Here is a 23,169-nt window from a genome sequence, read left to right as displayed (position 1 = left end):
TAATACCCAATACATTTATGTAAAGACTAAATCGGTTACTATAAATAGATGCAAAAAAGGGTGTCTACTGTTATGTTTTACGCCAGCTTTAGTGTAAACGCAAGGCGGTACCTTATAAGATCGTGCGTATAAAATGTAAATAACAGCGCGGTGGATTTTCAAGGTAAGTAAATGAGTTTAAGAAGTGTAAGATACAGATTTTATAGAAAATTTAAAGATATAAAAAAAGCCCGTTAGGGCTTTTTTGAGTCATATTAACCGTCACTAATATGAGCAATGTAGCAAGTAAATGTGATATTTGATGTTATAACTTGGGTCGAGTAAGCAATAACACGAAGCGGCACGTTCTTCTTTTAATGTGTCAGCATCCTTGCTGAATATCCTTCCATAGGCACTGAGGTCGGTACACTTTGTTTCTGATAATGATTATTAGTTAGATTACCGCGCAAGTCAATACTTAATGATAATTATTATCAAATAAGATTTTCATGAGTATAAAATTTTAAATAAGGAAAGTGATGCTTAATAATCTTAAAGCTAAAAAAGTGATAAATGCATGCTTTGCTATCAGCATGGTATTTTTGTGTAGCTGTTCAGCCTCATTCACTTATAACAACTTGAGCTGGCTTTCGTCATTTTGGGTAGATGATTATATTGATTTAAATAAAACACAAAATAAGCAGCTCAAACAGATTATTAACACGACCCAAGCCTGGCACAGAAGTACGCAGCTACCAGCCTACAAACAAGATATTCAAAACATTAAGTCACTTTTTAACAGCACGCTAAGCACCGATCAGTTAAAAGAGCAGGTGGTTTTTGCTAAAAAGCATTGGCAAAACCTACTTGAATACGCGCACATGCCTTTAGCTGAGCTTGGGGCAACCTTATCAAGTGAGCAAAGAGAAGAGCTTTTAAACAATATTCAAATAAAAATTAACGACGAACGTGAAGAGTTTAACGAACAAACCCCGCTTGAGCGAAAAGGTGAGCGTTTGGAAGAGCAATTTGAATATTACGAGCAGTGGATAGGCAAGCTAAATAAACAACAAAAAGCGCTGATTAAATCAACTAATGAGCAACATCAAGACTCAGGAGCGCTGTGGTTAGAGTACAAGCAAACCCGTTTGAATGCGGCCAAACAGGTATTTACAAATGCTAAAATTACAAAAAAAGAATTTATAAATCAGTTGAGTACAGTTATTAAAGAGCGCGAACTATATATGAGCGACGCACTATTGAAAACCAATGAAGCAAACTTAGATTTATATATAAATTTACTCTACGAATTAAACTCAACCTTAAATGATAAACAACGCCAAAGCGTTAATGATCAATTTGATGAGTTAATTGAGACCTTAAACGATATAATAAAAAACTAAATTGTGCGTGAATTATTAAGTTTTAAATTAGCTGTTTAGGCTGATTTGTTTTTAAACGCAAAAATGCTTTTTAAAGGGCAATATATGGTTACAGATTTGAAAAGTATCTTAAACACTTGGTATCCCAACAGGGACAACCAAGAATGGGTTTTAGCTACTTTGTACAAAATTGAAGGCTCTAGCTACAGAAAGCTAGGTGCTATGATGCTTATTTCGAGCCTAGGCGAGCGCTTAGGGATGCTTTCGGGTGGCTGTTTAGAAGCTGACATACAGCGCCATGCTAAACAAGTAATGAGTACTTTAAGCAGTAAAACCATTAGTTATGATGCTACCGATGAAGACGATTTAACATTTCAACTTGGCATTGGTTGTGGGGGCATAGTACACATTTTACTGCAGCCTATTCATAAGGCTAATGACTATTTACAGCTAGAGCTTGTATCTAAAGCACTTAATGAGAATAAACCAGGGCGATATCTTCAACAAGTAAGCCCCATTTTGCCAGCCGGTAGTGGTATATTGACGCAAAATGATGAGTTGCATGGTTTATCAATGAACCGCAAAGCGCAATTGGTAGAATTACAAGGCGCTACGTGCTTGCAAACCTCTATTTATCCACCGCCCCATCTATTAATAGTAGGTGGCGGCGCAGATGCAGTTCCGGTTTATACATTTGCAAAACAACTTGGTTGGAGTGTAACTGTATGGGATACACGCGCGGCTAATGCAAAAAGACAATATTTTAAAAATGCAGATGCTATTTTGCGCATCACACCGAGTGAGTTAAAAGAATATTGCATAACTCATAAAGTCGATGCGACTATTTTAATGGCTCACAGCGTTGAACTTGACGCCAGTACGTTGGCTCAATTTAAAGATGTTCCGTTTAAATATATAGGATTATTGGGTCCTAAGCACAGACGTGAACAAGTTTTAGAGCACGCAAATACGCGTGTTTCACAAATTAAGTCTCCTGTTTTTGGGCCTGTCGGTTTAAATTTAGGCGGCGACTCGCCAGAGAGTATTGCACTATCGCTGATCAGCGAAATACATGCAGTGCTGTGTGATAAAGATGCCCAATCACTAAGTCATTGGGGGCAAGAGCCGTGCTAATTGCAAAAGTTGTTTTAGCCGCAGGTCAATCATCTCGCTTTAACGGCTGTAAATTAACAGCTGATATTGGCTTTGGCAAAACAATGATTGAGCATGCTGTAAATACACTTCAAGCACTTGATGACACGCCCGTGTATGTAGTTACCGGGGCATGGCATAAAGAAGTAGCGCAGGCACTGGCAGGTTATCAAAGCATAGAGCTGATTGAGAACAAGCAATGGAGCCAAGGTTTGGGTAATTCAATCGCGACAGCTTCTCAAACTGTGTTTAAAAATAAGTCCTTTGATGGGATTTTATTTATGCTTGCGGATCAGGTTGAGCTAAAAGTAGCGCACTTAAGTGAGCTAGTTACTGGTTTTAAACGTAATCCATCGCGCTGGTGCGCAAACTATGGCGAGCGTTTAGGTGTACCCGCTATATTCCCAGCGGTTGATTTATCTCAGCTTGCAAGCTTAACTTCAGATAGAGGTGCGCAGCAATTACTGCGTTCCAGCAGTGAGGTCGTTAATACAATTAGTTTAAGTAGTGCGAGTGTAGATATAGATACTCAAAAGCAGCTAAGTAATTTTATAGCTAAAAATGAGTGAAAAAGTAGTCGTAGGGCAAAATAATTTTTAGCTGCGCTAACGCTTTAGTGCAGTGGTTATGGTATTAAGCTGTTAATGTAGCTGATGCGGTAACTATATGTGTTATGGATTAGTAGTTACAACAATCTTAACTGTTATAACCTGCGTTTAAATTAAACAATTTAAACGCAGGTTATAAAGCTTAATCAAGGGGCAAGCTATGGTGACGTTTACAATTAATGGCAAGGTGGTTGAATCACACGCAAGTGAAGATACACCATTATTATGGGTTATTCGCGATGAAATTGGATTAAAAGGTACGAAGTTTGGTTGCGGTATTGCAATGTGTGGTGCGTGTACGGTGCATTTAGATGGGCAAGCAACTCGCTCCTGTGTTTTACCAATTGGCGCTATTGCAGGAAAAAACATTACCACAATTGAAGGGCTTAATAACGAACACCCACTTCAAAAAGCATGGGTTGAAGAGCAAGTACCACAGTGCGGTTATTGTCAGTCTGGGCAAATAATGCAAGCGGCTACATTACTGGCAGCTAACCCAAGTCCTTCAGATGAAGAGATAGTAAGCCATATGAATGGTAACTACTGTCGCTGTATGGCTTATAAACGTATTAAAACTGCTATTCAACGCGCTGCAGATGAGTCACAAAGTGTAGTAAATATATTTGATCCAAATGCACAAGACGCTTAACTGGAGCCGATAATGAAAAAATTATTTCAAAAAAATAGCGAAACCGTTAACTTAAATCGTCGCTCGTTTATGATTGGCACTGCTAGCGCAGGCTTAGTCATGGCGTTTGCCCCTGCGTTATTTTCGGGTTCGCTCAGTGCAAAAGAATCAATTGCGCAACAAGCTTTTTCACCCACCATTTGGTGGACTATGAGCACCGACGGCGCTGTAGAAGTAAGTATTGCAAAAGCTGAAATGGGTCAACATATCGGTACTGCTCTTGCGCGGATTGTGGCTGATGAACTTGAATGTGATTGGGATAAAGTATCAATTACCTACGTAGATACTCATGAAAAATGGGGCTTTATGGTAACGGGTGGTTCATGGTCTGTATTTCAAAGCTTTAAGCCATTATCCCAAGCCGGCGCTGCGGGTCGAATTGCATTAATAGAAGCTGGAGCTAAATTGCTCGGCGTGCCTGCAGATAAATGTCGTGCTGAAAAGGGCTATATTATTGCAGGCGAAAAATCGGTTAGTTACGCAGACATAGTTAAAAAGGGCGAATTTAATCGTACATTTACTAGCGATGAAGTTGCAAACCTTCCACTAAAACCTGCTAATAAACGTCATTTAACTGGGCTTAAACAAGATTTTAAAGCGCTTGATATACCAGCCAAAACAAATGGTACAGCAGTATATGGGATAGATGTAGAAGTTGAAGGCATGCTGTACGCGCGTCCAGTTATTCCACCAACTCGTTATGGCAGTACAGTAACAAACGTTGATGATAGTGCAGCAAAAGCAATTAAAGGTTACAAAGGCTATGAAATTTTAAATGACCCTAGTAACACAGTTCAAGGCTGGGTTGTTGTATTAGCTGATAGTTACCCAAGTGCCATTAAAGCAGTAGATGCTTTAAAGGTGAGTTATAAAAAGGGTGAGTCGGCAAATATATCTGAAGCTGATATTCAAAAAGAAGGTAAGCGATTATGCGAGCAACGCGACTCGGGTACTTTGTTTGTTGATGAAGGCGATATAAAGAAAACTCAAGCAGACGCTAGTGAGTCGTTAGAATCAATGTATACCACAGCGACAGCGAGTCATTATCAGCTAGAGCCATTAAATGCGGTTGCAGAGTTTAAAGACGGAAATTGGATTATTCATACAGGTAACCAGTGGCAGTCACTTACGTTACCAGCGCTTGCTAAAGCACTCGATATAGAACAAAACAAAGTAATTATTCGTCCTTATTATTTAGGTGGTGGTTTTGGTCGTCGATTATTTGGTGATTGGACTGTACCTGCGGCTCTAACTGCAAAAGCAGTAGGTAAACCAGTAAAACTGGTATTTACACGAGCAGACGATAGTTTATTCGATCAGTCTCGTTCTGCATCTGCTGCAAAAATGACGGCGTCGTTTGATAAAAATGGTACCTTCACAGGAATGGAACATGCATTTGCTGCTGGTTGGCCTACTAAAGCTATGGCACCAGGGTTTTTATCACCGGGTGTTGATGGCAAAGGTAAATTTGATGCATTTTCGGCATCAGGCGCTGATCATTGGTATAGCATGAGCAGTCATCGTGCACGCGCTATTAATAACAAAGTTGCACAAAGCACCTTTAATCCAGGTTGGTTACGTTCAGTAGGGCCAGGTTGGATTGCATGGAGTCTTGAGTCGTTTATTGATGAAATTGCCCATAAGCAAGGCAAAGATCCTGTTCAATTTAGAATTGAAATGTTAGATGGTAAAGGCAAGCAAGCGGGTAAAGCACCTGAGAGCGTTGGCGGAGCACTGCGCTTACGTAATGTGCTTAAAACGGTGTCTGACAAAGTAGCTTCTGTAAAATTAGCGAAAGACGAAGGCATTGGTTTTTCTGTAAGCTCAGGGCAAGAACGTACCATGCCAGCATGGCTTGCAACCGCAGCGCATGTTCACGTTAACCGTGATAGTGGTAAAATAACGCTTAAAAAGCTTTATGTTGTTGTAGATGCGGGCTTAATAGTTCACCCAGATGGCGCACTGGCGCAAATTGAAGGGTCGTTACTATGGGGCAGCAGCCTTGCATTGCATGAATCAAATACGTATAAAGATGGGCAAGTATCTGCGACTAACTTTAATACTTATTTACCGCTAAGAATGCAAGATGTGCCAGATATGGACATCGAGTTTTTACAAAGCGATGAGTTTCCAGTTGGTTTAGGTGAGCCTGGCGTGATAGGAGTTGCTCCTGCTATTGGTAATGCAGTGTTTAATGCTGTAGGCGTGCGTTTACGTGACCTACCAATGAAGCCAAGCGAACTTAAAAAAGGCTTAGAAGCGTAAAACAAAAATAACTAAGGGGTATGCTTTATGCAGCCCCTTTAGTTATTAAATATATTTATGTAATTATTATTTATGTATCAATAGGTAGCGTTGTTTATACCAGTTTGCTTAATTAAACGATTAAGTATTAGTGCAAATTGGTATTAGGTTGTTATTACGTGTTGATATTAGTTAAGGTTTATTTATGCTAATCGACCCAACAGGGCGAGAGTTTAGTTACTTACGTTTGTCTATTACGGATGTATGTAATTTTAAGTGTGTTTATTGTTTACCAGATGGTTATCAGGGCGGTCACGACCGTGGCTTCCTCACAATTGATGAAATTAGCAATACGCTTAAAGCGTTTGCACACCATGGTATTGAAAAAGTAAGGATCACTGGCGGAGAGCCAACCCTTAGAAAAGACTTTATAGATGTTGTTCGCGCGGCAAAAGATGTTGCGGGCATAAAAAAAATTGCAATGACCACCAATGGTTTTTCTCTTCATAAGAATATTCATGACTGGGTAGATGTAGGCTTAAACGCCATTAATGTAAGCATTGATAGTTTAGATTCGCGCATGTTTAACACCATTACTGGGCATGACAAATTTACCTCAGTAATGAAAGGTATTGATACTGCGCTTGAAACGGGTATTGATTCGGTAAAAATAAACAGCGTGCTGATGAAGCAATACAACGCAAAAGAGTTTGATACATTTTTAAATTGGGTTAAACACCGCCCCGTTACCATCCGCTTTATAGAATTGATGCAAACAAACGACAACAAAGCCTTTTTTGATGCTAACCATGTTTCTGGGCAAGTTTTAAAAACTCAGCTATTACAAACGGGTTGGCAGCAAGTTGCGCGTAGTGCATCAGCAGGTCCTGCTCAAGAGTTTGCCCACCCTGATTATCAAGGCAGAATTGGTTTAATAATGCCTTACAGCAATGATTTTTGTAGTACCTGTAATCGACTAAGGGTTACAGCAAAAGGAAATCTGCACTTGTGTTTGTTTTCTGAAGAGGGTATTTCGCTAAGAGAATATATGAACGACAGTTCAAACAGTGAATTAATGGCATTGTTATCTCGTTATATTAAAACTAAGAAGCCAACTCATCTTTTGCATCAAGGTAATACGGGCATCACCACTAATTTATCTATGTTAGGTGGTTAATTGTTAGAGCTAATTTGTAAACAAAAACATCAAACGTGTCCCTAAATCACCAATAAAAGGGTGTGTTTACATGGTTTTAGAGCAACAAAGCTTGTTAAATTGTATTTTCACGTTAAACTTACTTTTTATTTTTATTAAGTGATTAGAATGGATATCGCAGCCCTTAATAGCACTAAATCATTAAGAAAGGACGTTCTAAGAGGAATGTGCCTTTGTTTTGGTGTTTTATCGGTTGGATTTGCGGGATTTAATTTAACTGTAAATAACTTTCCATTGCTAGGCTATATCGAAATCTGTTTTTCTATTTATTGTATATTTACTTATATTTCACTTAAACGCCGTCCACTACAGTTTTGGCAATCCTTAATAATGTGTGCACTGGTAACGTTAATTATTATTATAGGTACATCCTTAGCAACGCCTAGTAATGGTGTGTTTGTATGGTCGTTTGCATTACCTATTTTGTACTACCTGTTACTAGGTAAACAATATGGTGTAATTTTCTCTGCAAATTTATTAGTTATCCAAGTGTTTATTTTAGGGAGTAAGTCTACACTTGCCCCCTTTGAAACTTTTAACTTATCTCTTAATCTACTCTGTGCTTATTTAAGTATTTGGGCGATTTCTCATGTTTTTGAAGGGAGCCGCTCACATTTTTCAAGGCGACTTAAAAATTTAGCGTTACTTGACCCACTAACGGGTGCAGGCAATCGCCTTTCAATGAACCACTACTTTGAAGTTGAACTACAAGATAAGTCACAGTTATATTTGTTTTTACTCGATTTAGACTTTTTTAAGCAGATAAATGATGAGCATGGCCATGGTGTCGGTGACCAAGTACTTATCGAAGTGGCCACTTTACTAAGGGTTGTGCTTGGTAGAGGGTATGTATTTAGAGTAGGCGGTGAAGAGTTTGCTTTATTTAGCTCTTTTGCAAATGAAGAGACTGCACTTAATACCGCTGAACAAATAAGAGCACGTTTTGAAAATACCACATTTGACATTGACGGCCTTGCAATCAATGTTACAACCAGTATTGGTGTCGCAAAATTTAAAAGTACCAATTCATTGGAAAGCTTTGTAAATCAAGCTGATAAACAGTTATACAAAGCAAAGCAATTTGGTCGCAATAAAGTGTATTGTAAGTTTAAAAAAGAAAATGATTACCAGGCAGTCGTTGCGTAAGTCGTGCTACTTAGTACATTTGTTCAAAGTTAGGGATCCCGTTTTCCCAAATCGGTTTATCTTTTCCTAAATGCTCGCGTACAGCATCAAAAAATAATCGGGTTCTTACTGGTAAATCTCGATGCGGATATACGGCATACATAGCGCTAAACTCCATCAGTTTTACATCGGTTAATAAAGGCACTAGCTTACCTTGTATTATTTCATCACCAATAATAAATGCAGGGGCAACAAAGTAAGTGGTGCCCGACAATGTTTTCATTAACAATGATTCTGCATCATTTGCCCTAAACACACTTTTTATTTTTTGCTCGCAGCGCTCACCTTTACTATCGTAGTAATCTATAGCTTCTACTCGAATAGAATTACTGGCATAGCTTGCTGCTGGCAATTTCGCTAACTCTTCCATTGTCTTTGGCATACCATAAGTTTCAATAAACTGTGGCGCAGCTAAAATTAATAATCGATTACGCGCTATTTTACGTGCGATAAGTGACGAGTCTTTAGGCTCTCCTACACGAAAAGCCAAATCAAATCCTTCAGAGACAATATCAACTAATCTGTCGTCTAAACGCAGCTCGACTTCTACTTGCGGAAAGCGTTTTTGAAAATCATTAAGCACAGGTTGTAAATAACGACGACCAATAAGTGTTGATGAAGTGATTTTTAAAACGCCGCGCGGCTCTAAATGGTAGTTTTCAGCCATGCGCACGGTTTCGCCGAGCAGCTCTCTAAGCTCAGCTGCTTTTTTGATCATTTCGGCGCCCGCCGCTGTGAGCGAAAATGAACGGGTAGTTCGGTTAAGTAACCTAACGCCTAACTCATCCTCTAAACGGCTAATTTGTTTAGATATAACAGAGCGATCTATGTTGCGTATTTCTGCAGCTTTAGCAAAAGAGCCTTGCTCAACTACTTCAAGTAACATTAAAAGTCGACTTGTTGTATCCATTATTACACCTTAACTAATCTATTGATGCCATTTTGGCATTAATGAATTTAAAAATCTATGGTTTTTACACACGGGTTTAATCCGTATTATACGAGGCTAATCAATAATGGAGCGTCTTCATGAACAAACATCTAATTGCTGCTGCACTTACTGCGGCATCTTTAACACTTGCGGGTTGTGCTGATGAGAGCACAGCTCAATCAGCACCTGCACAGCAACTTCAACCAATTGATGTAGCACAGGTGCTTGTTAAGCCGGTACAGAGCTGGCACACATATACAACTCGTTTAGAGTCTCCACAAGAAGTTGCTTTAATGCCGCGTGTATCAGGAATCATCGATAGCATTGAATTTAAAGAAGGCGACGTGGTTAAAGAAGGCGATGTTTTATTTCAATTAGATGCTCGCCCATTTGCAGCGGTTGTTGCAAGCTTAAAAGCACAAATTAAAAGTGCAGAAGCCGCACTTGAACAAGCTAAAAGTGAAGACAAACGTGCGGTACGCTTATTAGACCGTAAGGCAATCTCAACTGAGCAAGCACAAGCGCGTACTTCAACACTGCGCCAACGCGAAGCACAGCTTTCTGCACTTCAAGCACAACTTACCTCAGCAGAACTTGATTTAGAATTTACGTCAGTAGTATCACCAATTGATGGCATTATTTCTCGCGCAAATATTACCAAAGGTAATAACGTACTTGCGGGTCAAAGCGTATTAACGTCAATTGTTTCAAACCAAGCTATGTACGCTTATTTTGATGTTGATGAACGCACATGGAATAGCTCTTTCAATGATGTTACTGCTGCGAGCCACCAAACTGTTGTAATGCAAAAAGTCGGTCAAAGTGATTTTGCATATAAAGGCTACATTAACTTTATCGATAACCAAATTAATTCATCAACGGGTACATTACGCGTACGTGCAGTATTTAATGAAGACAACAACCAATTACGCGCAGGCTCGTTTGCACGTATTAAGCTTGCAGCCAACTCTATTAGCGACGCTATTATTATCCCAGAACGTGCAATTGGTACTGACTTAAAAAATCGCTTTGTACTAACCGTTGGCGAAAACAACGTACTTGAATACAAACTAATTACTATTGGTGAGCGTTACGGTGCATTACGTGCGGTTACTTCAGGCCTTAACGAAGGTGATGTAATTGCTGTAAATGGTCCTGCTCGCGTAGGTCCTGGTATGCCAATCTCTCCTCAAACAGTAACAATTGATACAAGCGGTGTGGCATTTACATTGTCAAACGACAACGCACAACTCGTGGCTAAGCAATAAGGTTTATTGATGAAATTTTCGCATTTCTTTATACAGCGTCCAATATTTGCGGCCATGCTGTCATTGGTTATTTTAATTGCTGGTGGCATATCACTATTCCAATTACCAGTAAGTGAATACCCAGAAGTAGTTCCTCCAACAGTTGTTGTTACCGCCAACTACCCAGGTGCTAACCCTACCGTTATTGCGCAAACAGTGGCAACACCGCTGGAGCAAGAAATTAACGGCACTGAAAACATGCTATATATGTTTTCGCAAGGTACTAGTGATGGCCGTATGACATTAACGGTAACTTTTGCGTTAGGTACCGATTTAGACCGTGCTCAAGTACAAGTACAAAACCGTGTAAACAGTGCACTTCCGCGTTTGCCAGAAGAAGTACAGCGTTTAGGTGTTGTGGCTGAAAAGTCATCACCCGATTTAACCATGGTAGTGCATTTATACTCACCTGAAAAAACGCACGACACAGCTTACTTATCTAACTATGCTGATTTAAACATTAAAGATGAAATTGCGCGCTTACCAGGCGTAGGTGATATTCGCATGTTTGGTGCTGGCAAATACTCAATGCGAGTATGGCTAAACCCAGATGCACTTGCTGCACGCGAATTAACAGCAACAGATGTAGTAACAGCACTTCGCTCGCAAAACCAGCAAGTTGCTGCAGGTAGCTTAGGTGCGCAACCAATTTCAAACGACAGTCAATTTCAAATATTGTTAAACGTTAAAGGTCGTTTAAACAGTATTGAAGAATTTGAACAAGTTATTATTAAAGTAGGCGACGAAGGTCAGTTAACGCGTTTATCTGATATAGCCCGTGTTGATCTAGGTCAAGACACTTACGCACTGCGTGCAGAGCTTGATAACCAACCAGCTCTTGCAATGCCAATATTCCAACGCCCAGGTTCAAACGCTATTGAGCTTTCTGATCAAGTACGCGAAACAATGGCGCGCTTATCTAAAGATTTCCCTACTGGTGTTGAATACGACATTGTGTACGACCCTACGGTATTTGTTCGCGGCTCAATTGACGCGGTAATTGCAACGTTGCTTGAAGCAATTGTACTGGTAGTTATTGTTGTTATTGTATTTTTACAAACGTGGCGTGCATCTATTATTCCGTTAATTGCTGTGCCTATTTCACTTATTGGTACATTTGCCGTAATGCAGTGGTTAGGTGTATCAATTAATACCTTGTCGTTGTTTGGCTTAGTATTGGCCATAGGTATAGTTGTAGATGATGCGATTGTAGTTGTTGAAAATGTAGAGCGTAATATTGAAAAAGGCTTATCGCCACTTGAAGCAACCCGCGTTGCAATGAGCGAAGTAACAGGCCCTATTATTGCCATTGCGCTAGTACTAAGTGCCGTATTTATTCCTACTGCGTTTATTACCGGTTTATCAGGTCAGTTTTATAAGCAATTTGCACTTACAATTACAATTTCGACGATTATCTCAGCGTTTAACTCATTAACGTTATCGCCTGCACTTGCTGCATTGTTATTGAAATCGCACGATGCAAAACCAGATGCGTTCACGCGTTTACTTAATAAATTGTTTGGTCGTTGGTTGTTTAAACCATTTAACCGCGTATTTAATCGTGGTGCAAAAGGTTACGAAAAGCTGGTACAAAAACTAATTCGTATGACCGTTGTTGTAATGGTGGCTTACATTGCACTTGTTGGCGGCACAATTAAGTTATTTGATACCGTACCAGGTGGCTTTATTCCACAGCAAGATAAACAGTATTTAGTGGCTATTGCGCAGTTACCTGACGCATCAAGCCTTGATCGTACTGAAGATGTACTTGCTCAAATGCAGCAAATTGCATTAGAAGTCCCAGGCGTTGCACATACTGTTGCTTTTCCTGGCTTATCAGTGAACGGTTTTACAAATAGCCCTAACAGCGGCATTGTATTTACACCACTTGAGAGCTTTGATAAACGTACCGACCCAAGCCAATCAGCGATGGCGATAGCGGCGCAGTTGAATAAACGTTTTGCTGCAATTGATGAGGCATTTGTAGCGGTATTTCCACCGCCGCCAATTCAAGGTTTGGGCACTACAGGTGGTTTTAAACTGCAAATAGAAGACAGAGCTAATAAAGGATTTGAGGCACTATTTAATAGCCTGCAAGCCGTTATTGGTAAAGCGCAACAAGACCCAGCATTAATGGGCCTGTACTCAAGTTTCCGTATCCAAGTTCCACAAATGGATATTGATATTGACCGTGAGCAAGCGCTTATTCAAGGTATTCCACTTGATGAAGTATTTAATGCACTGCAAATTTACTTAGGCTCTGTGTACGTAAATGACTTTAATATGTTTGGTCGTACGTACCAAGTAAATGCACAGGCTGATGCTGACTACCGCTTAGACCCTGATCAAATACTTAATTTAAAAGTACGAAACCGCTCAGGTAATATGGTGCCACTAGGCTCTGTATTAACAGTAACACCAACAATTGGTCCTGACCGTGTTATGCATTACAACGGATACCCAAGTGCAGAACTAAATGGTAGCCCAGCGCCAGGTTATAGCTCTGATCAAGCACAAGTTGCTATTGAAAAAGTACTCGCAGACACACTACCAACAGGTATTGAATATGAGTGGACTGAAGTAACGTACCAACAAGTACTTGCCGGTAACACCATGGTTTATGTATTCCCGTTAGTTGTATTACTTGTATTTATGGTACTTGCAGCGCAGTACGAGAGCTTACGTTTACCACTGGCAATTATATTAATTGTACCAATGACTATTTTCTCAGCCTTGTTAGGTGTGTGGTTTGTCGGCTCTGACAACAACATATTCACCCAAATAGCGTTAATAGTACTGGTCGCGTTGGCTTCTAAAAATGCAATATTGATGGTTGAGTTTGCAAAAGATAGACACGACTCAGGCTTATCGCACTTAGAGGCAATACTTGAGGCATGTCGTATGCGCTTGCGCCCAATATTAATGACGTCGATTGCATTTACAGCAGGTGTTGTACCGTTAGTACTTGCCACCGGTGCGGGCGCCGAAATGCGACACGCAATGGGTAACGCCGTATTCTCAGGCATGATAGGTGTAACCGTGTTTGGTCTATTGTTTACGCCGGTATTTTATATGTTAGTGACTAACAAAAAAGAGAAAGCGCAGGAGAATACTCATGACTAAATTAATGCAAAAAAGGCTTAAAACAAGTCTAACTGTCAGTGCGGTATTAGTCGCTGCGTTTTTAGCCGGGTGTGCGAGTAAAATAGACACCATGAGTGAGCAAAAAGCCGTTAACGAATTTGTTGCTAAAGCTAATATTGCGAGTAACGTTAGCGTTGCTGATGAAACAAACTGGTGGAAAAAGCTTAATTCTGATCAACTAAATGATCTTGTTACTGGTTCGCTTGCAAATAACTATAATTTGCAAACAAGCCAGTTAACACTTAAAAGTGCATTAGCGCGATTAGGAGAGCAAAAAGCTCAATACCTACCACAAGGTGGCGTAAATGTTGGCGCAGCTCGAAGCGATGCACCAAGCGTGTTTGACCGTCAATCAAGTGCAAACGTTGCACTTGATTGGCAACTAGATTTATTTGGTCGCATAACGGCGTTGGTTGATGCTGCAAATGCATCGGCCATGAGCCAAGCAGAGCAAGTACGTTTACTGCAAATTGAAGTAGTATCGTCAGTTGTTAAAGGCTTTGTAAGTTATCAAGGCAATGTTGAAAAACAACACATTGTAGCACTTCAAATTGAAGCGCTTGAGCAAAGTATTGACGTTCTTCAAGCCCGTGTTGACGAAGGTGTTGCAAACGAGCTTGATTTAAACCGTACGATGGCGCAGCTTAGGCAGCAACAAGCACTCATGCCTGCCATTGAGTATGCAAAATACAGCGATTTATCTGCTCTTGCAGTACTAAGCGGTAAGTTAGCGCAAAATATTGCTATTGAAAACGAGCAAGGCGTGCTTGAACGTGACTTTAGCGTAGCATTAAAAAACGCTAATAATGCCATTGCCTTACGTCCTGATATTAGCCGTGCACTGTTTGACTTTAGCCAAGCAAATAGTTTAAGTGTTGCAGCTAGCAAAGCGTTATTACCAGATATTAGCTTATCTGCATTTGCAGGGGTTGTGAGTATAGACAGCACAGGCTTAAAAAATACTGATCAGCAGTGGCAAGTAGCGCCGCAGTTACAATGGTCGTTATTAAGTTACCCAGCATTATTAGCACAGCGCGACGCGCAGCAGTTTTTAAGTGAAGCCGCATACAGCGATTATCAACAAGTGGTATTAACTGCACTAAGTGAAAGTGAACTTTCACTGCAATTGTTGGTCAATCAGGCACAGCAAAAACGCTTTGCAGATGAGCGCTATGACTTTGCTAATAAAGCATTTTTACAAGCCCAAGCAATGTATGAAGAAGGCCAAATTCCTTACCTTGAGTTGTTAGATGCGCGTCAGGATGTTTTAATAGCACAAGAAAATGCTGTTGAAACAACAATTTCTTCACTGCTTGCCAAAGTAAATGCTTACCAGTCATTTAATGGCCAATGGAGTTATGCGTTAAACGACACTAATAAGTAGAGTTATATTGATGCCAAATACTGAAAATTTACATGAATACATTATCCCGCAAACGATGCGCGCTATTGTACTGCCAGAACCAAATGAAGCAATTGACTTAGCAGATGCTGAGCTGCCTGTTCCAGACTGTGCAGATAACGAGCTGCTTGTAAAAGTAGAGTACGTTGGTTTAAATCCAGTTGATGGTCAATTTGCTAAAACAGGCTTTTGTAAATGGCAGTATCCACACATTTTAGGCTTAGATGCTGTAGGTGTTGTGGTTAAAGCTAATAAAGGTGTGTTTCCAAATGTTGGCCAGCGGGTTATGTGGCATGCCAACATTGGTGAGCAAGGTGCTTTGAGCGAATACACCAAAGTACCTAACTTTGCAGTGTCGGTTGTGCCAAGCGGTTTAAATCCGGCCATAGCAGCAACACTTCCATGCGCCGGTATGGCAGCACTTATCAGCTTAGATAAAATAGGCATTAGTGAAGGCGATACTATTTTTATTGAAGGCGGAGCCGGAGCGGTAGGGCAGTTTGCTATTCAATATGCAAAACAGCGTGGTGCAGATGTATTTACCACCGCATCAAAGCGTAACCATAAATTGGTTAAGCAGCTAGGCGCTGATGTGGTTTTTGACTATAGCGATAAAAAGCTATGCGAAAAAATCCGCAGAGAACTTGGTCCGCAAGGCTTTGATGCGGTTATTGATACGATAGGTGGTAAGTGTACTCAGCGTAATATTGAGTTAATGCGTTTTTGCGGACGTATTGCCTGCTTAAATCCGCTACCTTATTTTGATCAAGACTTAATGTATCACCGAGCGCCAAATATTAGCGTTGTATCGATTGGTGGTGCATGGCTTGCTAATAGTTTATGTGCACAACAACGCTTGAGCTTTATGGGCAACCTGTTACTTGAAGGAGCTGTTAGTGGGGACATTAAACACCCAGAAATAACGCCCATAGATTTTAGTGCTGAGTCAGTATCGCAAGCGCTTAATAAACAACTTGCTGGTGGTTTTACCGGCAAGCAAATTGTTAAAGTTGCTAACTGAAGCGCTTATACAATTTGATTTAAATTTAGGTAGTTTTAGCTAGATTAACTGATAATGTAGCCTCTATAAATTGAATAAAAACGTAGCCTATTTGTGCTGCGTTTTTTTATGCCCATCAAAAAATAGATACAGCGCTAGCGCTTTTGCTGTTTTATTCATCATTTTAGTCAAAATACTTTTTTTCAGCGTACAACTGTAAGCCTTTGTGTTTCAACAGTTTACGTTCAGGTAAAGAAAATAAATTGAAAAAACTGTTAATTAATTGAATAGAGTAATTGATCTAAACGATTTTTTATGACGTAATGTAGGTATTATTTAGCTGGTCGGATGAGTTCAATCATGAGTTTACGTACAAAACTAAAAAAAGTATTACCAAGTATTTCTATCACAGAACAAGAAGCGCTAGACGCGGGTGATGTATGGCTTGAAGGTTCTATCTACCAAGGTAAACCTGATTTCAGTGCACTTCGCGACGTACCTGCTGCTACATTAAGCGCAGACGAGCAAGCATTCTTAGACGGTCCAGTAAAAGAGTTATTGGGCATGATTGACGATTCAGTGATTCAAAACGGCATTCATTTACCAAATGACATCTTAGAATTTTTGAAAAAAGAGCGTTTTTTCTCGCTTATCATTCCTAAGTCGTTTGGTGGTTTAGAGTTTAGCCCTTATGCAAACTCTACCATTGTTGGCACAATTGCGACTAAAAGCTCAGCAGTTGCGGTAACCGTAATGGTTCCTAACTCGCTAGGGCCAGGTGAGTTATTACTTCACTTTGGTACGCAAGAACAACAAGCACATTACTTACCACGCCTAGCAAATGGTACAGATATTCCATGTTTTGCATTAACAAGTCCAGAAGCGGGTTCTGATGCAGGTGGTATTCCTGATGTTGGTAAAGTAACTAAAGGTATGTACAACGGCGAAGAAGTCCTTGGTTTAGAAATTACCTGGGACAAGCGCTACATTACACTTGCGCCTATTGCTACCGTACTTGGTTTAGCATTTAAAGTAGTTGACCCTGATGGTCTGCTAGGTGGTAAAGAAAACCTAGGTATTACCTGTGCACTTATTCCTAAAGAGCACCCAGGTGTAGAGCTTGGTAATCGCCACGACCCAATGGGTATTCGTTTTTACAACGGTACTACACGTGGTAACAAAGTATTTGTACCAATGGATTTTGTTATTGGTGGACAGAAAAACATCGGTCGTGGTTGGCAAATGCTGGTTAGCTGTTTAGGTGCTGGCCGTGGTATTTCATTACCTGCGCTAGGTGTTAGTACAGCACAAGTTGCATTTAAATCAGCATCTGAATATGCAGCAGTGCGTGAACAGTTTGGTTTAGCCATTGGCCAGTTTGAAGGTATTCAAGAAAAACTAGCTGACATTGCAGGTAAAACATACCTACAAGAAGCAATGCGCGTACTTACAACTGAAGGCTTAGGCATGGGTTTAAAACCATCAGTAGTAACCGCAATCGCTAAATACCATATGACAGAGCTTGGTCGCGACGTACTTGATTCTGCAATGGATATTCAAGCGGGTAAAGCGATTCAAAACGGTCCACAAAATACATTAGCAAGTGGTTATGTTGCTCAGCCGATTGCCATTACGGTAGAAGGCGCGAACATTCTTACACGTAACCTAATGATCTTTGGTCAAGGTGTTATGCGTTGTCACCCATATTTACAATCTATGGTTGAGTCAATTCACAGTGAAGACAAAGGCGCAGATAAAGAATTTAACGGCATTTTACGTAAAACAATTGGCTACAGCACAGCAAACAGCTTACGTGCTTTGCGCTTAGGTGTTTTACCATTTACAGCAAGTGCTAATTCTGAATTACCAGAAGTACGTGACTACGAAAAAGCAGTACATAAATTATCTGCAAAACTTGCAGTGTACGCAGACTTTTCGTTACTTGTACTTGGCGGTAAGTTAAAGCAAGCAGAAATGCTATCGGCACGTTTAGGTGATGTAATGAGCTTCTTATATGCAGCTATGGCATCAATTAAATACTACGAGCAAAAAGTATCAAGTAGTGACCGTGAGCAAGCAGCGCCGTATTTCCATTACGCGACTCGTTTTGCACTACAAAGTGCTGAAGAAGCATTGCATAAGTTTTTAGATAACTTCCCTGCAAGTGGTACACGTAAGTTTATTCGTTTCATTACAATGAACTACTCAACTAAAATGCCAAAAATTAGCGACGATTTAATCCGCGAACTAGCTAAGCAAGCTCAGCTAGATACCGCATTTAAAGCGCAAATCACGCATTTAGTTAAACCAGTACTGGGCGATGGCCATCATATTAATGAGCAAGCTTACAAAGCTAAAATGGCATCACTTGGCGAGCTGGCTAAAGTTAAAAAAGCACTACGTGCTAAAGTAATTAAACCAGGTGCGCGTTTTAACATTACGCTTGATAACGCACTAGCGGCGAACGTAATTACCCAAGCTGAACACGTTCAGTTAATTGATTACAACATCAAACGTGAAAAGGCGATTCGTGTAGATGAGTTCGATTTTGATATGAACATACTAGATGATAACGCACAGCCGATTAACCCGCTTAAAAGCGTAGTTAATCAGTAAGTTAAAGTAATTAAATTCAATGATGCAAAGCGCCCGCAGTATCGGCGCTTTTATTTTTGAGTAAATAATTAGTGTGGGGCCCCGCTTGTGTAAAAACAAGCGGGGCTTTTTTATGTGTTATTTAAAGTAGAAATAGATGACGGTATTGGTTTGAAAGTGAATATGTATCTGTAGAGGATTAAAAAGAGACGCTTATAATCTTGAAAAAGGGCTAACAACCCCGTTAGCACCTTGCTGTAGTACATGGGTATAAATTTGTGTAGTTTTAACATCAGAATGGCCAAGCTGAGCTTGAACAGTTCTTATATCGGCGCCACTTTGCAGTAGATGAGTAGCAAAAGAGTGTCTCAATGTATGAGGTGTTATTATTTTTGTTAACCCTGATTTTTGGACGGCTTTTTTAATCTCTTTTCTAATACAAGAGTGATGAAAATGATGTCGCCTTATTTCACCACTTTGAGGATCTGAACTTAATATATGAGAAGGAAATAAATATTGCCACGCAAGCGATTTTGCGGCACTTGGATATTTTTTTGTTAAAGCATATGGCATCCATACGCCAGAATATTCCGTATTATTTAAATCCAGTTTTAAATAGTCATCAACGTTCAAAATTTGATTTCTCAGCATAGGAATTAGCTCTGTGGCCAGCGTAACAATGCGGTGTTTATTACCTTTTCCATTCCATACTTGAATGCATTTATAATCAAAATCAATATCTTTTACTCTTAATTGCACCGCTTCCATTACTCTTAAGCCACTTCCATACATAAGGGCTGCAATTAAATAATAGCGCTTATTTAAATGAGCCATCAACATTTTAACTTCCTCTGGGGTCATCACTACAGGGAGCTTTGCTTGTTTTTTACTACGGGCAAAATTTAAATTTAATGAGAGTTCTTTTTTTATTATGTGCTTGTATAAAAATGACAATGAATTGAGTGCGGTGGCTTGCGTACGTGGTGCAACGTTTTGCTTTAACACTAAATGTTCTAAGTAGCGTTCGACTTCATTGTCCCCCATTGAGGCGGGATGGCGTTTATTATGAAAATGGATATAAGATGCAATCCATCTTAGGTAGGTATCGACGGTGCGTAATGAATATTGACGAACTAGCATATATTCAGCTATGTAATTTAAAAATGGGGAACGTGTTTTCATACTATTACCAACAATAGTGCTGTTTTTATATACAGTATAGTTGTGATGCACACATATTCAAGAAAATGAGCGGCGAGCGCATTTTGTCTTTTATTGAGAGTTTGAATGCTAATAAAAATTATATATAGCAATGTGTTAAGTTATTTGGTAAAAATGATTTATAAAATACATGAGCGTATCGTTGGCAGAAATATGCGCGATGAGCGCACTATTAAATTGTTATAAGCCAAAGGAAGTTCGGTGATGAAATCGATAATTGGAAAACTTGATGTGTTAAGCGTGTTTGCAGCGTGGACACTTTTAATAGTTTTCTTTGTATCTCTGGCTTATGGGAAAATGTTTTCTGAACCTAACGCTAGTGCTAGTCATTTAGTTTATTTGTTTGGGGCATTCTTTTGCACAGTTTTAATTCATATTGTTTTGGCATTTTTTAACCGTTGCCCACATTGCGATAAATGTTTAACTGTTCAAGGTTTTAAAAAGCCTCATCCAGCATCAAGTGGTAGCTGGGATAAAGTTGTTTGGCGCTGGTTTTCTGGTTCAATTGTTTGTATCCATTGCGGGCAAAGAGTGGCAACTAATGGCTTATAACAAGTTGCTCAAGTTCGTTCGTAAACTCACTGGGACAATTAACAGTTGGCTTGGCGCTTCGCGCAAGTTTAGCCAACAGTCAATTGCCCCTTAGCAAAGCGTTAGGTGCTTTGGAGGAAGCTTGAGACATTTCAATTATGGATTAATTGCTATTTGTTCTGGAATAACATTTTTGGACTTTATCTATATTCCGCTACCTAAAGAAACCCATCCTATTTCACCTTACATTGTGCCTGTTTTACTCCTTGCATTATTGGGTTGGTCATATCTTTCTTCGCACCAAGACCCAAAGGTAAACTTTCACAAAATTGTATTAAGCTACAGTCTAATGTGTGCAGGATTTATTGGCTTACTCGCGCCTTTTTGCATGCTTGTTTTTTGGTTAACGTCAGAGGTAAATGCATCAGCAGTCGTTCCAGATTATGGCCAAGCAGCAATCATTCAATTTTTTGGTGGGTGTGTGTTTGGCCTAATAGGTTCTTTTTCGTTTAGAAAACTGAGGCAGTTATATGCACGCACCTAACAAAAAAATTAAGTCACTCACTTCGTTCGCTGGGACGCATACACGTATGCTGCTTCGCATTATAGCCCACGCGCCTGCGCCCCTTATTTAAAAGTTAGCTGCCTTCGCTGCTCTGGAGAAATTATTTAATTATGTCTAAAAGCACTTATGACGAGCCTCGCCCTACAATTTCAGCTGATTTAAGGCGAGCTGTAAATGTAGAATCAGGTCATACCTGCGCTATAAAAGGGTGTGCTGAGCATACTTATCTAGAAATTCATCATATTGATGAAAATCGTGAAAATAATACTTTAGAAAATTTAGTACTATTGTGTGATAAACATCACAAAATGGCTCATGCAAAAGTTATTGATAGAAAGGCTCTAAGGGAATATAAAAAGTTACTGAGTGACAATCATGATTCACAAATCATTGATAAAATAGAAGAGCTTAAAGAGTTAGTACAAGGGCAAAAAAATAGTCAACCTATCTCAGAGCCAACAGATAGCCAACCTGTTGATGAACATATAAAAAGATTAGCTCCTAAACGTTTCGAGATTTTAAACTTTGCTCTTTACCATGTAGCTATTGCTCATTATGAAAAAAGTCATAATCTGTATTTTGAGCATCAAGTGGAATATGTAAAAGGTGACTCTAAGCTCATGCTAGACGCCTTACGTCAAGATGATGATTTACCAGAAGATATAATCATTGAAGTACAATATTTTAGAAAACCATATATGGATGCACCTGTTTATGGTAGCTGGGTTGAAAAGAAAGTTGAACTCTACGAGCTTTTAACTGGGCGTCAAGCAAGAGGCGTTTTACTTGTTATAGTAGGTAGAGAAAGAATGGCTAGCGGTGACTATTTGAACCTCACGAGAAAAGGTGTAGAGGACTGTTCAAGAAACATATCAATTGAGGTTTACACTTGTGAAGAAGTTGGATTTCATCCAGGAGCAATTAGTACAGCTATGTTTCAGTCTAATCTAAAAAGCAGCTAACAAGGTTTTCAAGACGGACTCGTAACAGCTTGCTCGCTTCCACTTCGTTTCACATTTTAGCAAGCTATTACTCGCCGCTTAAAACGGCGTTATGTAACACGGAAAGTTTTGTGAAGTCTGAACCTGAATCTATATCAACTGAATTACAAAGGAATGCCAAGTTTTCATTTTGGATTTTTTGTATTATAAATGTTGTAGCATTGATTTTTTATTTTGTTGGTCATAGGCAATTTACAATCATAGCTTTAGTTGCACAATTATTTATTATTATATTTATGATTTTTCCTGTATTTATTTATCATGTTTTATTTAAGAAGAGACGGCTAAAATTATCACTATACAAAGCGTTAGCTTCTTATAAAACGTTTATGGAAGGAGTAAATTGGTCATAGTGTTACATAACAAGAACATTAAACGGAAAAATTACAGTTGGCTGTTTTTCGTTCCTCAAACATTATAGCCAACTATAATTTTCCGCTTATGTAAGCGTTAGCACCTCATAAATCTTAACCAGGAGTAGTAATGAAAATCCTATTGATAATTACAGCCCTTGTTTTTTCAGTCTCAGCTTGGTCTGAGTCATGGAAAATTGGGAAAACACTAGAAGTTGACCCATCGGGTATTGATGTTACGTTTCAGGTTTTTCCTGATTATGACCCCGTAGAGAAACTAGTTCACGGTTGGAAGGGTGAGGAATTACGCTATCTGATACTGGTCGATCAACAGCCCGGAGGAAAGAAAAGTAAAAAATACTGGGAGGGAATGCTGAAGGAGCTAAAGAAAGGGGCTGATGATCGAAAGTTAACAGTCCTCTCCGAAGGCGTTTATTCGGGAGCATCAAATAATGAAATATCATTTAAAGTGTTAAGTTGGATAAGCGAGGGAGATATAACAACACAGATGTATAACCTAGTAGTTGGAAAAAGGATATCATATTGGGTTATTGCCTCACCGTTTTCCGAAGATACTGACTACATGGTCGCCGGAGCTAAAACCCTACTTTCATCGTCCTTGTTAAAAGAATAGTGCTAACAAGCAATTCCAAGCGACCGCCTAC

The 23,169-nt window shown here is 39.6% G+C and carries 18 protein-coding genes; 16 read left to right on the top strand and 2 right to left on the bottom strand.

The genetic code is table 11. The features are described 5' to 3' along the window. Positions 1-518 precede the first annotated feature (518 nt). The 7 genes from H5089_RS12520 to H5089_RS12490 all read left to right on the top strand — a co-directional run bounded on the left by H5089_RS12520 (position 519) and on the right by H5089_RS12490 (position 8,415). Positions 519-1,382: a DUF6279 family lipoprotein gene (locus H5089_RS12520; protein WP_182712319.1), complete on the top strand. Its 864-nt coding sequence runs from the start codon at positions 519-521 to the stop codon at positions 1,380-1,382. A gap of 84 nt (positions 1,383-1,466) precedes the next feature. Next, positions 1,467-2,495 (top strand): XdhC family protein, encoded by a 1,029-nt coding sequence (locus H5089_RS12515; RefSeq protein ID WP_182712318.1) that lies wholly within the window; start codon positions 1,467-1,469, stop codon positions 2,493-2,495. Continuing rightward, entirely contained in the window at positions 2,489-3,082 is a 594-nt protein-coding gene (locus H5089_RS12510; protein WP_182695170.1) for a nucleotidyltransferase family protein, read from the top strand. Before H5089_RS12515 ends, H5089_RS12510 begins: the two co-directional genes overlap by 7 nt. A gap of 199 nt (positions 3,083-3,281) precedes the next feature. Beyond that, the gene (locus H5089_RS12505) at positions 3,282-3,770 is read left to right on the top strand and encodes a (2Fe-2S)-binding protein (RefSeq protein ID WP_007582016.1); all 489 of its coding nucleotides are present in this window, start codon (positions 3,282-3,284) and stop codon (positions 3,768-3,770) included. A 12-nt stretch (positions 3,771-3,782) separates the two neighbouring features. After that, positions 3,783-6,074, top strand: a complete 2,292-nt coding sequence (locus H5089_RS12500) for a xanthine dehydrogenase family protein molybdopterin-binding subunit (protein ID WP_182712317.1) — start codon at positions 3,783-3,785, stop codon at positions 6,072-6,074. A gap of 184 nt (positions 6,075-6,258) precedes the next feature. Then, positions 6,259-7,230 carry a GTP 3',8-cyclase MoaA gene (gene moaA / locus H5089_RS12495; RefSeq protein WP_024595548.1) on the top strand — a complete coding sequence of 324 codons (972 nt, stop codon included), beginning with the start codon at positions 6,259-6,261 and terminating at the stop codon, positions 7,228-7,230. 147 nt (positions 7,231-7,377) lie between these two features. Then, entirely contained in the window at positions 7,378-8,415 is a 1,038-nt protein-coding gene (locus tag H5089_RS12490) for a GGDEF domain-containing protein (RefSeq protein WP_182712316.1), read from the top strand. Between the two features lie 10 nt (positions 8,416-8,425). Here the strand turns inward: H5089_RS12490 and H5089_RS12485 are convergent, their stop codons facing one another. Further along, entirely contained in the window at positions 8,426-9,364 is a 939-nt protein-coding gene (locus H5089_RS12485) for a LysR family transcriptional regulator (RefSeq protein WP_002958690.1), read from the bottom strand. A 119-nt stretch (positions 9,365-9,483) separates the two neighbouring features. Here H5089_RS12485 and H5089_RS12480 point away from each other — a divergent pair, with 119 nt between their 5' ends. The 5 genes from H5089_RS12480 (at position 9,484) to H5089_RS12460 (ending at position 18,854) form a co-directional block, all read left to right on the top strand. Next, the gene (locus H5089_RS12480; protein WP_024595653.1) at positions 9,484-10,653 is read left to right on the top strand and encodes an efflux RND transporter periplasmic adaptor subunit; all 1,170 of its coding nucleotides are present in this window, start codon (positions 9,484-9,486) and stop codon (positions 10,651-10,653) included. Positions 10,654-10,662: 9 nt separating this feature from the next. After that, positions 10,663-13,815: an efflux RND transporter permease subunit gene (locus tag H5089_RS12475; protein ID WP_002958688.1), complete on the top strand. Its 3,153-nt coding sequence runs from the start codon at positions 10,663-10,665 to the stop codon at positions 13,813-13,815. Beyond that, the gene (locus tag H5089_RS12470) at positions 13,808-15,220 is read left to right on the top strand and encodes a TolC family protein (protein ID WP_182712315.1); all 1,413 of its coding nucleotides are present in this window, start codon (positions 13,808-13,810) and stop codon (positions 15,218-15,220) included. The genes H5089_RS12475 and H5089_RS12470 overlap by 8 nt, the downstream gene beginning before the upstream one ends. A 10-nt stretch (positions 15,221-15,230) precedes the next feature. Continuing rightward, the gene (locus H5089_RS12465) at positions 15,231-16,259 is read left to right on the top strand and encodes a zinc-binding dehydrogenase (protein ID WP_182712314.1); all 1,029 of its coding nucleotides are present in this window, start codon (positions 15,231-15,233) and stop codon (positions 16,257-16,259) included. A 339-nt stretch (positions 16,260-16,598) separates the two neighbouring features. Continuing rightward, on the top strand, positions 16,599-18,854 hold the full coding sequence (locus H5089_RS12460) for an acyl-CoA dehydrogenase (protein ID WP_182712313.1): 2,256 nt from the start codon (positions 16,599-16,601) through the stop codon (positions 18,852-18,854). A 192-nt stretch (positions 18,855-19,046) separates the two neighbouring features. Here the strand turns inward: H5089_RS12460 and H5089_RS12455 are convergent, their stop codons facing one another. Further along, the gene (locus H5089_RS12455; RefSeq protein WP_182695165.1) at positions 19,047-20,015 is read right to left on the bottom strand and encodes an integron integrase; all 969 of its coding nucleotides are present in this window, start codon (positions 20,013-20,015) and stop codon (positions 19,047-19,049) included. A 243-nt stretch (positions 20,016-20,258) separates the two neighbouring features. Between H5089_RS12455 and H5089_RS12450 the strand changes: the two genes are divergently transcribed. From H5089_RS12450 to H5089_RS12435, 4 genes are all read left to right on the top strand, one after another. Then, positions 20,259-20,606, top strand: a complete 348-nt coding sequence (locus H5089_RS12450; protein ID WP_024597877.1) for a hypothetical protein — start codon at positions 20,259-20,261, stop codon at positions 20,604-20,606. A gap of 121 nt (positions 20,607-20,727) precedes the next feature. After that, positions 20,728-21,129 (top strand): hypothetical protein, encoded by a 402-nt coding sequence (locus H5089_RS12445; protein WP_182712312.1) that lies wholly within the window; start codon positions 20,728-20,730, stop codon positions 21,127-21,129. 131 nt (positions 21,130-21,260) lie between these two features. After that, positions 21,261-22,112, top strand: coding sequence for an HNH endonuclease signature motif containing protein (locus H5089_RS12440; RefSeq protein WP_182712311.1), 852 nt, complete (start codon positions 21,261-21,263; stop codon positions 22,110-22,112). A gap of 522 nt (positions 22,113-22,634) precedes the next feature. Next, positions 22,635-23,138 carry a hypothetical protein gene (locus H5089_RS12435; RefSeq protein WP_182712310.1) on the top strand — a complete coding sequence of 168 codons (504 nt, stop codon included), beginning with the start codon at positions 22,635-22,637 and terminating at the stop codon, positions 23,136-23,138. Positions 23,139-23,169: the final 31 nt, after the last annotated feature.

Origin of the sequence: Pseudoalteromonas sp. SR45-1 (assembly GCF_014163655.1) — a bacterium.
GTDB lineage: Bacteria > Pseudomonadota > Gammaproteobacteria > Enterobacterales > Alteromonadaceae > Pseudoalteromonas > Pseudoalteromonas distincta.
This window is presented reverse-complemented; position numbering and strand designations above follow the sequence as displayed.

Bases quoted from the DNA above. Each gene is read 5' to 3' on its own strand.
- H5089_RS12475 (WP_002958688.1), top strand. From the start codon at position 10,663: ATGAAATTTTCGCATTTCTTTATACAGCGTCCAATATTTGCGGCCATG.
- H5089_RS12480 (WP_024595653.1), top strand. From the start codon at position 9,484: ATGAACAAACATCTAATTGCTGCTGCACTTACTGCGGCATCTTTAACA.
- H5089_RS12460 (WP_182712313.1), top strand. From the start codon at position 16,599: ATGAGTTTACGTACAAAACTAAAAAAAGTATTACCAAGTATTTCTATC.
- H5089_RS12520 (WP_182712319.1), top strand. From the start codon at position 519: ATGCTTAATAATCTTAAAGCTAAAAAAGTGATAAATGCATGCTTTGCT.
- H5089_RS12465 (WP_182712314.1), top strand. From the start codon at position 15,231: ATGCCAAATACTGAAAATTTACATGAATACATTATCCCGCAAACGATG.
- H5089_RS12440 (WP_182712311.1), top strand. From the start codon at position 21,261: ATGTCTAAAAGCACTTATGACGAGCCTCGCCCTACAATTTCAGCTGAT.
- moaA (WP_024595548.1), top strand. From the start codon at position 6,259: ATGCTAATCGACCCAACAGGGCGAGAGTTTAGTTACTTACGTTTGTCT.
- H5089_RS12435 (WP_182712310.1), top strand. From the start codon at position 22,635: ATGAAAATCCTATTGATAATTACAGCCCTTGTTTTTTCAGTCTCAGCT.
- H5089_RS12500 (WP_182712317.1), top strand. From the start codon at position 3,783: ATGAAAAAATTATTTCAAAAAAATAGCGAAACCGTTAACTTAAATCGT.
- H5089_RS12515 (WP_182712318.1), top strand. From the start codon at position 1,467: ATGGTTACAGATTTGAAAAGTATCTTAAACACTTGGTATCCCAACAGG.
- H5089_RS12485 (WP_002958690.1), bottom strand. From the start codon at position 9,364: ATGGATACAACAAGTCGACTTTTAATGTTACTTGAAGTAGTTGAGCAA.
- H5089_RS12505 (WP_007582016.1), top strand. From the start codon at position 3,282: ATGGTGACGTTTACAATTAATGGCAAGGTGGTTGAATCACACGCAAGT.
- H5089_RS12490 (WP_182712316.1), top strand. From the start codon at position 7,378: ATGGATATCGCAGCCCTTAATAGCACTAAATCATTAAGAAAGGACGTT.
- H5089_RS12450 (WP_024597877.1), top strand. From the start codon at position 20,259: ATGAAATCGATAATTGGAAAACTTGATGTGTTAAGCGTGTTTGCAGCG.
- H5089_RS12455 (WP_182695165.1), bottom strand. From the start codon at position 20,015: ATGAAAACACGTTCCCCATTTTTAAATTACATAGCTGAATATATGCTA.
- H5089_RS12470 (WP_182712315.1), top strand. From the start codon at position 13,808: ATGACTAAATTAATGCAAAAAAGGCTTAAAACAAGTCTAACTGTCAGT.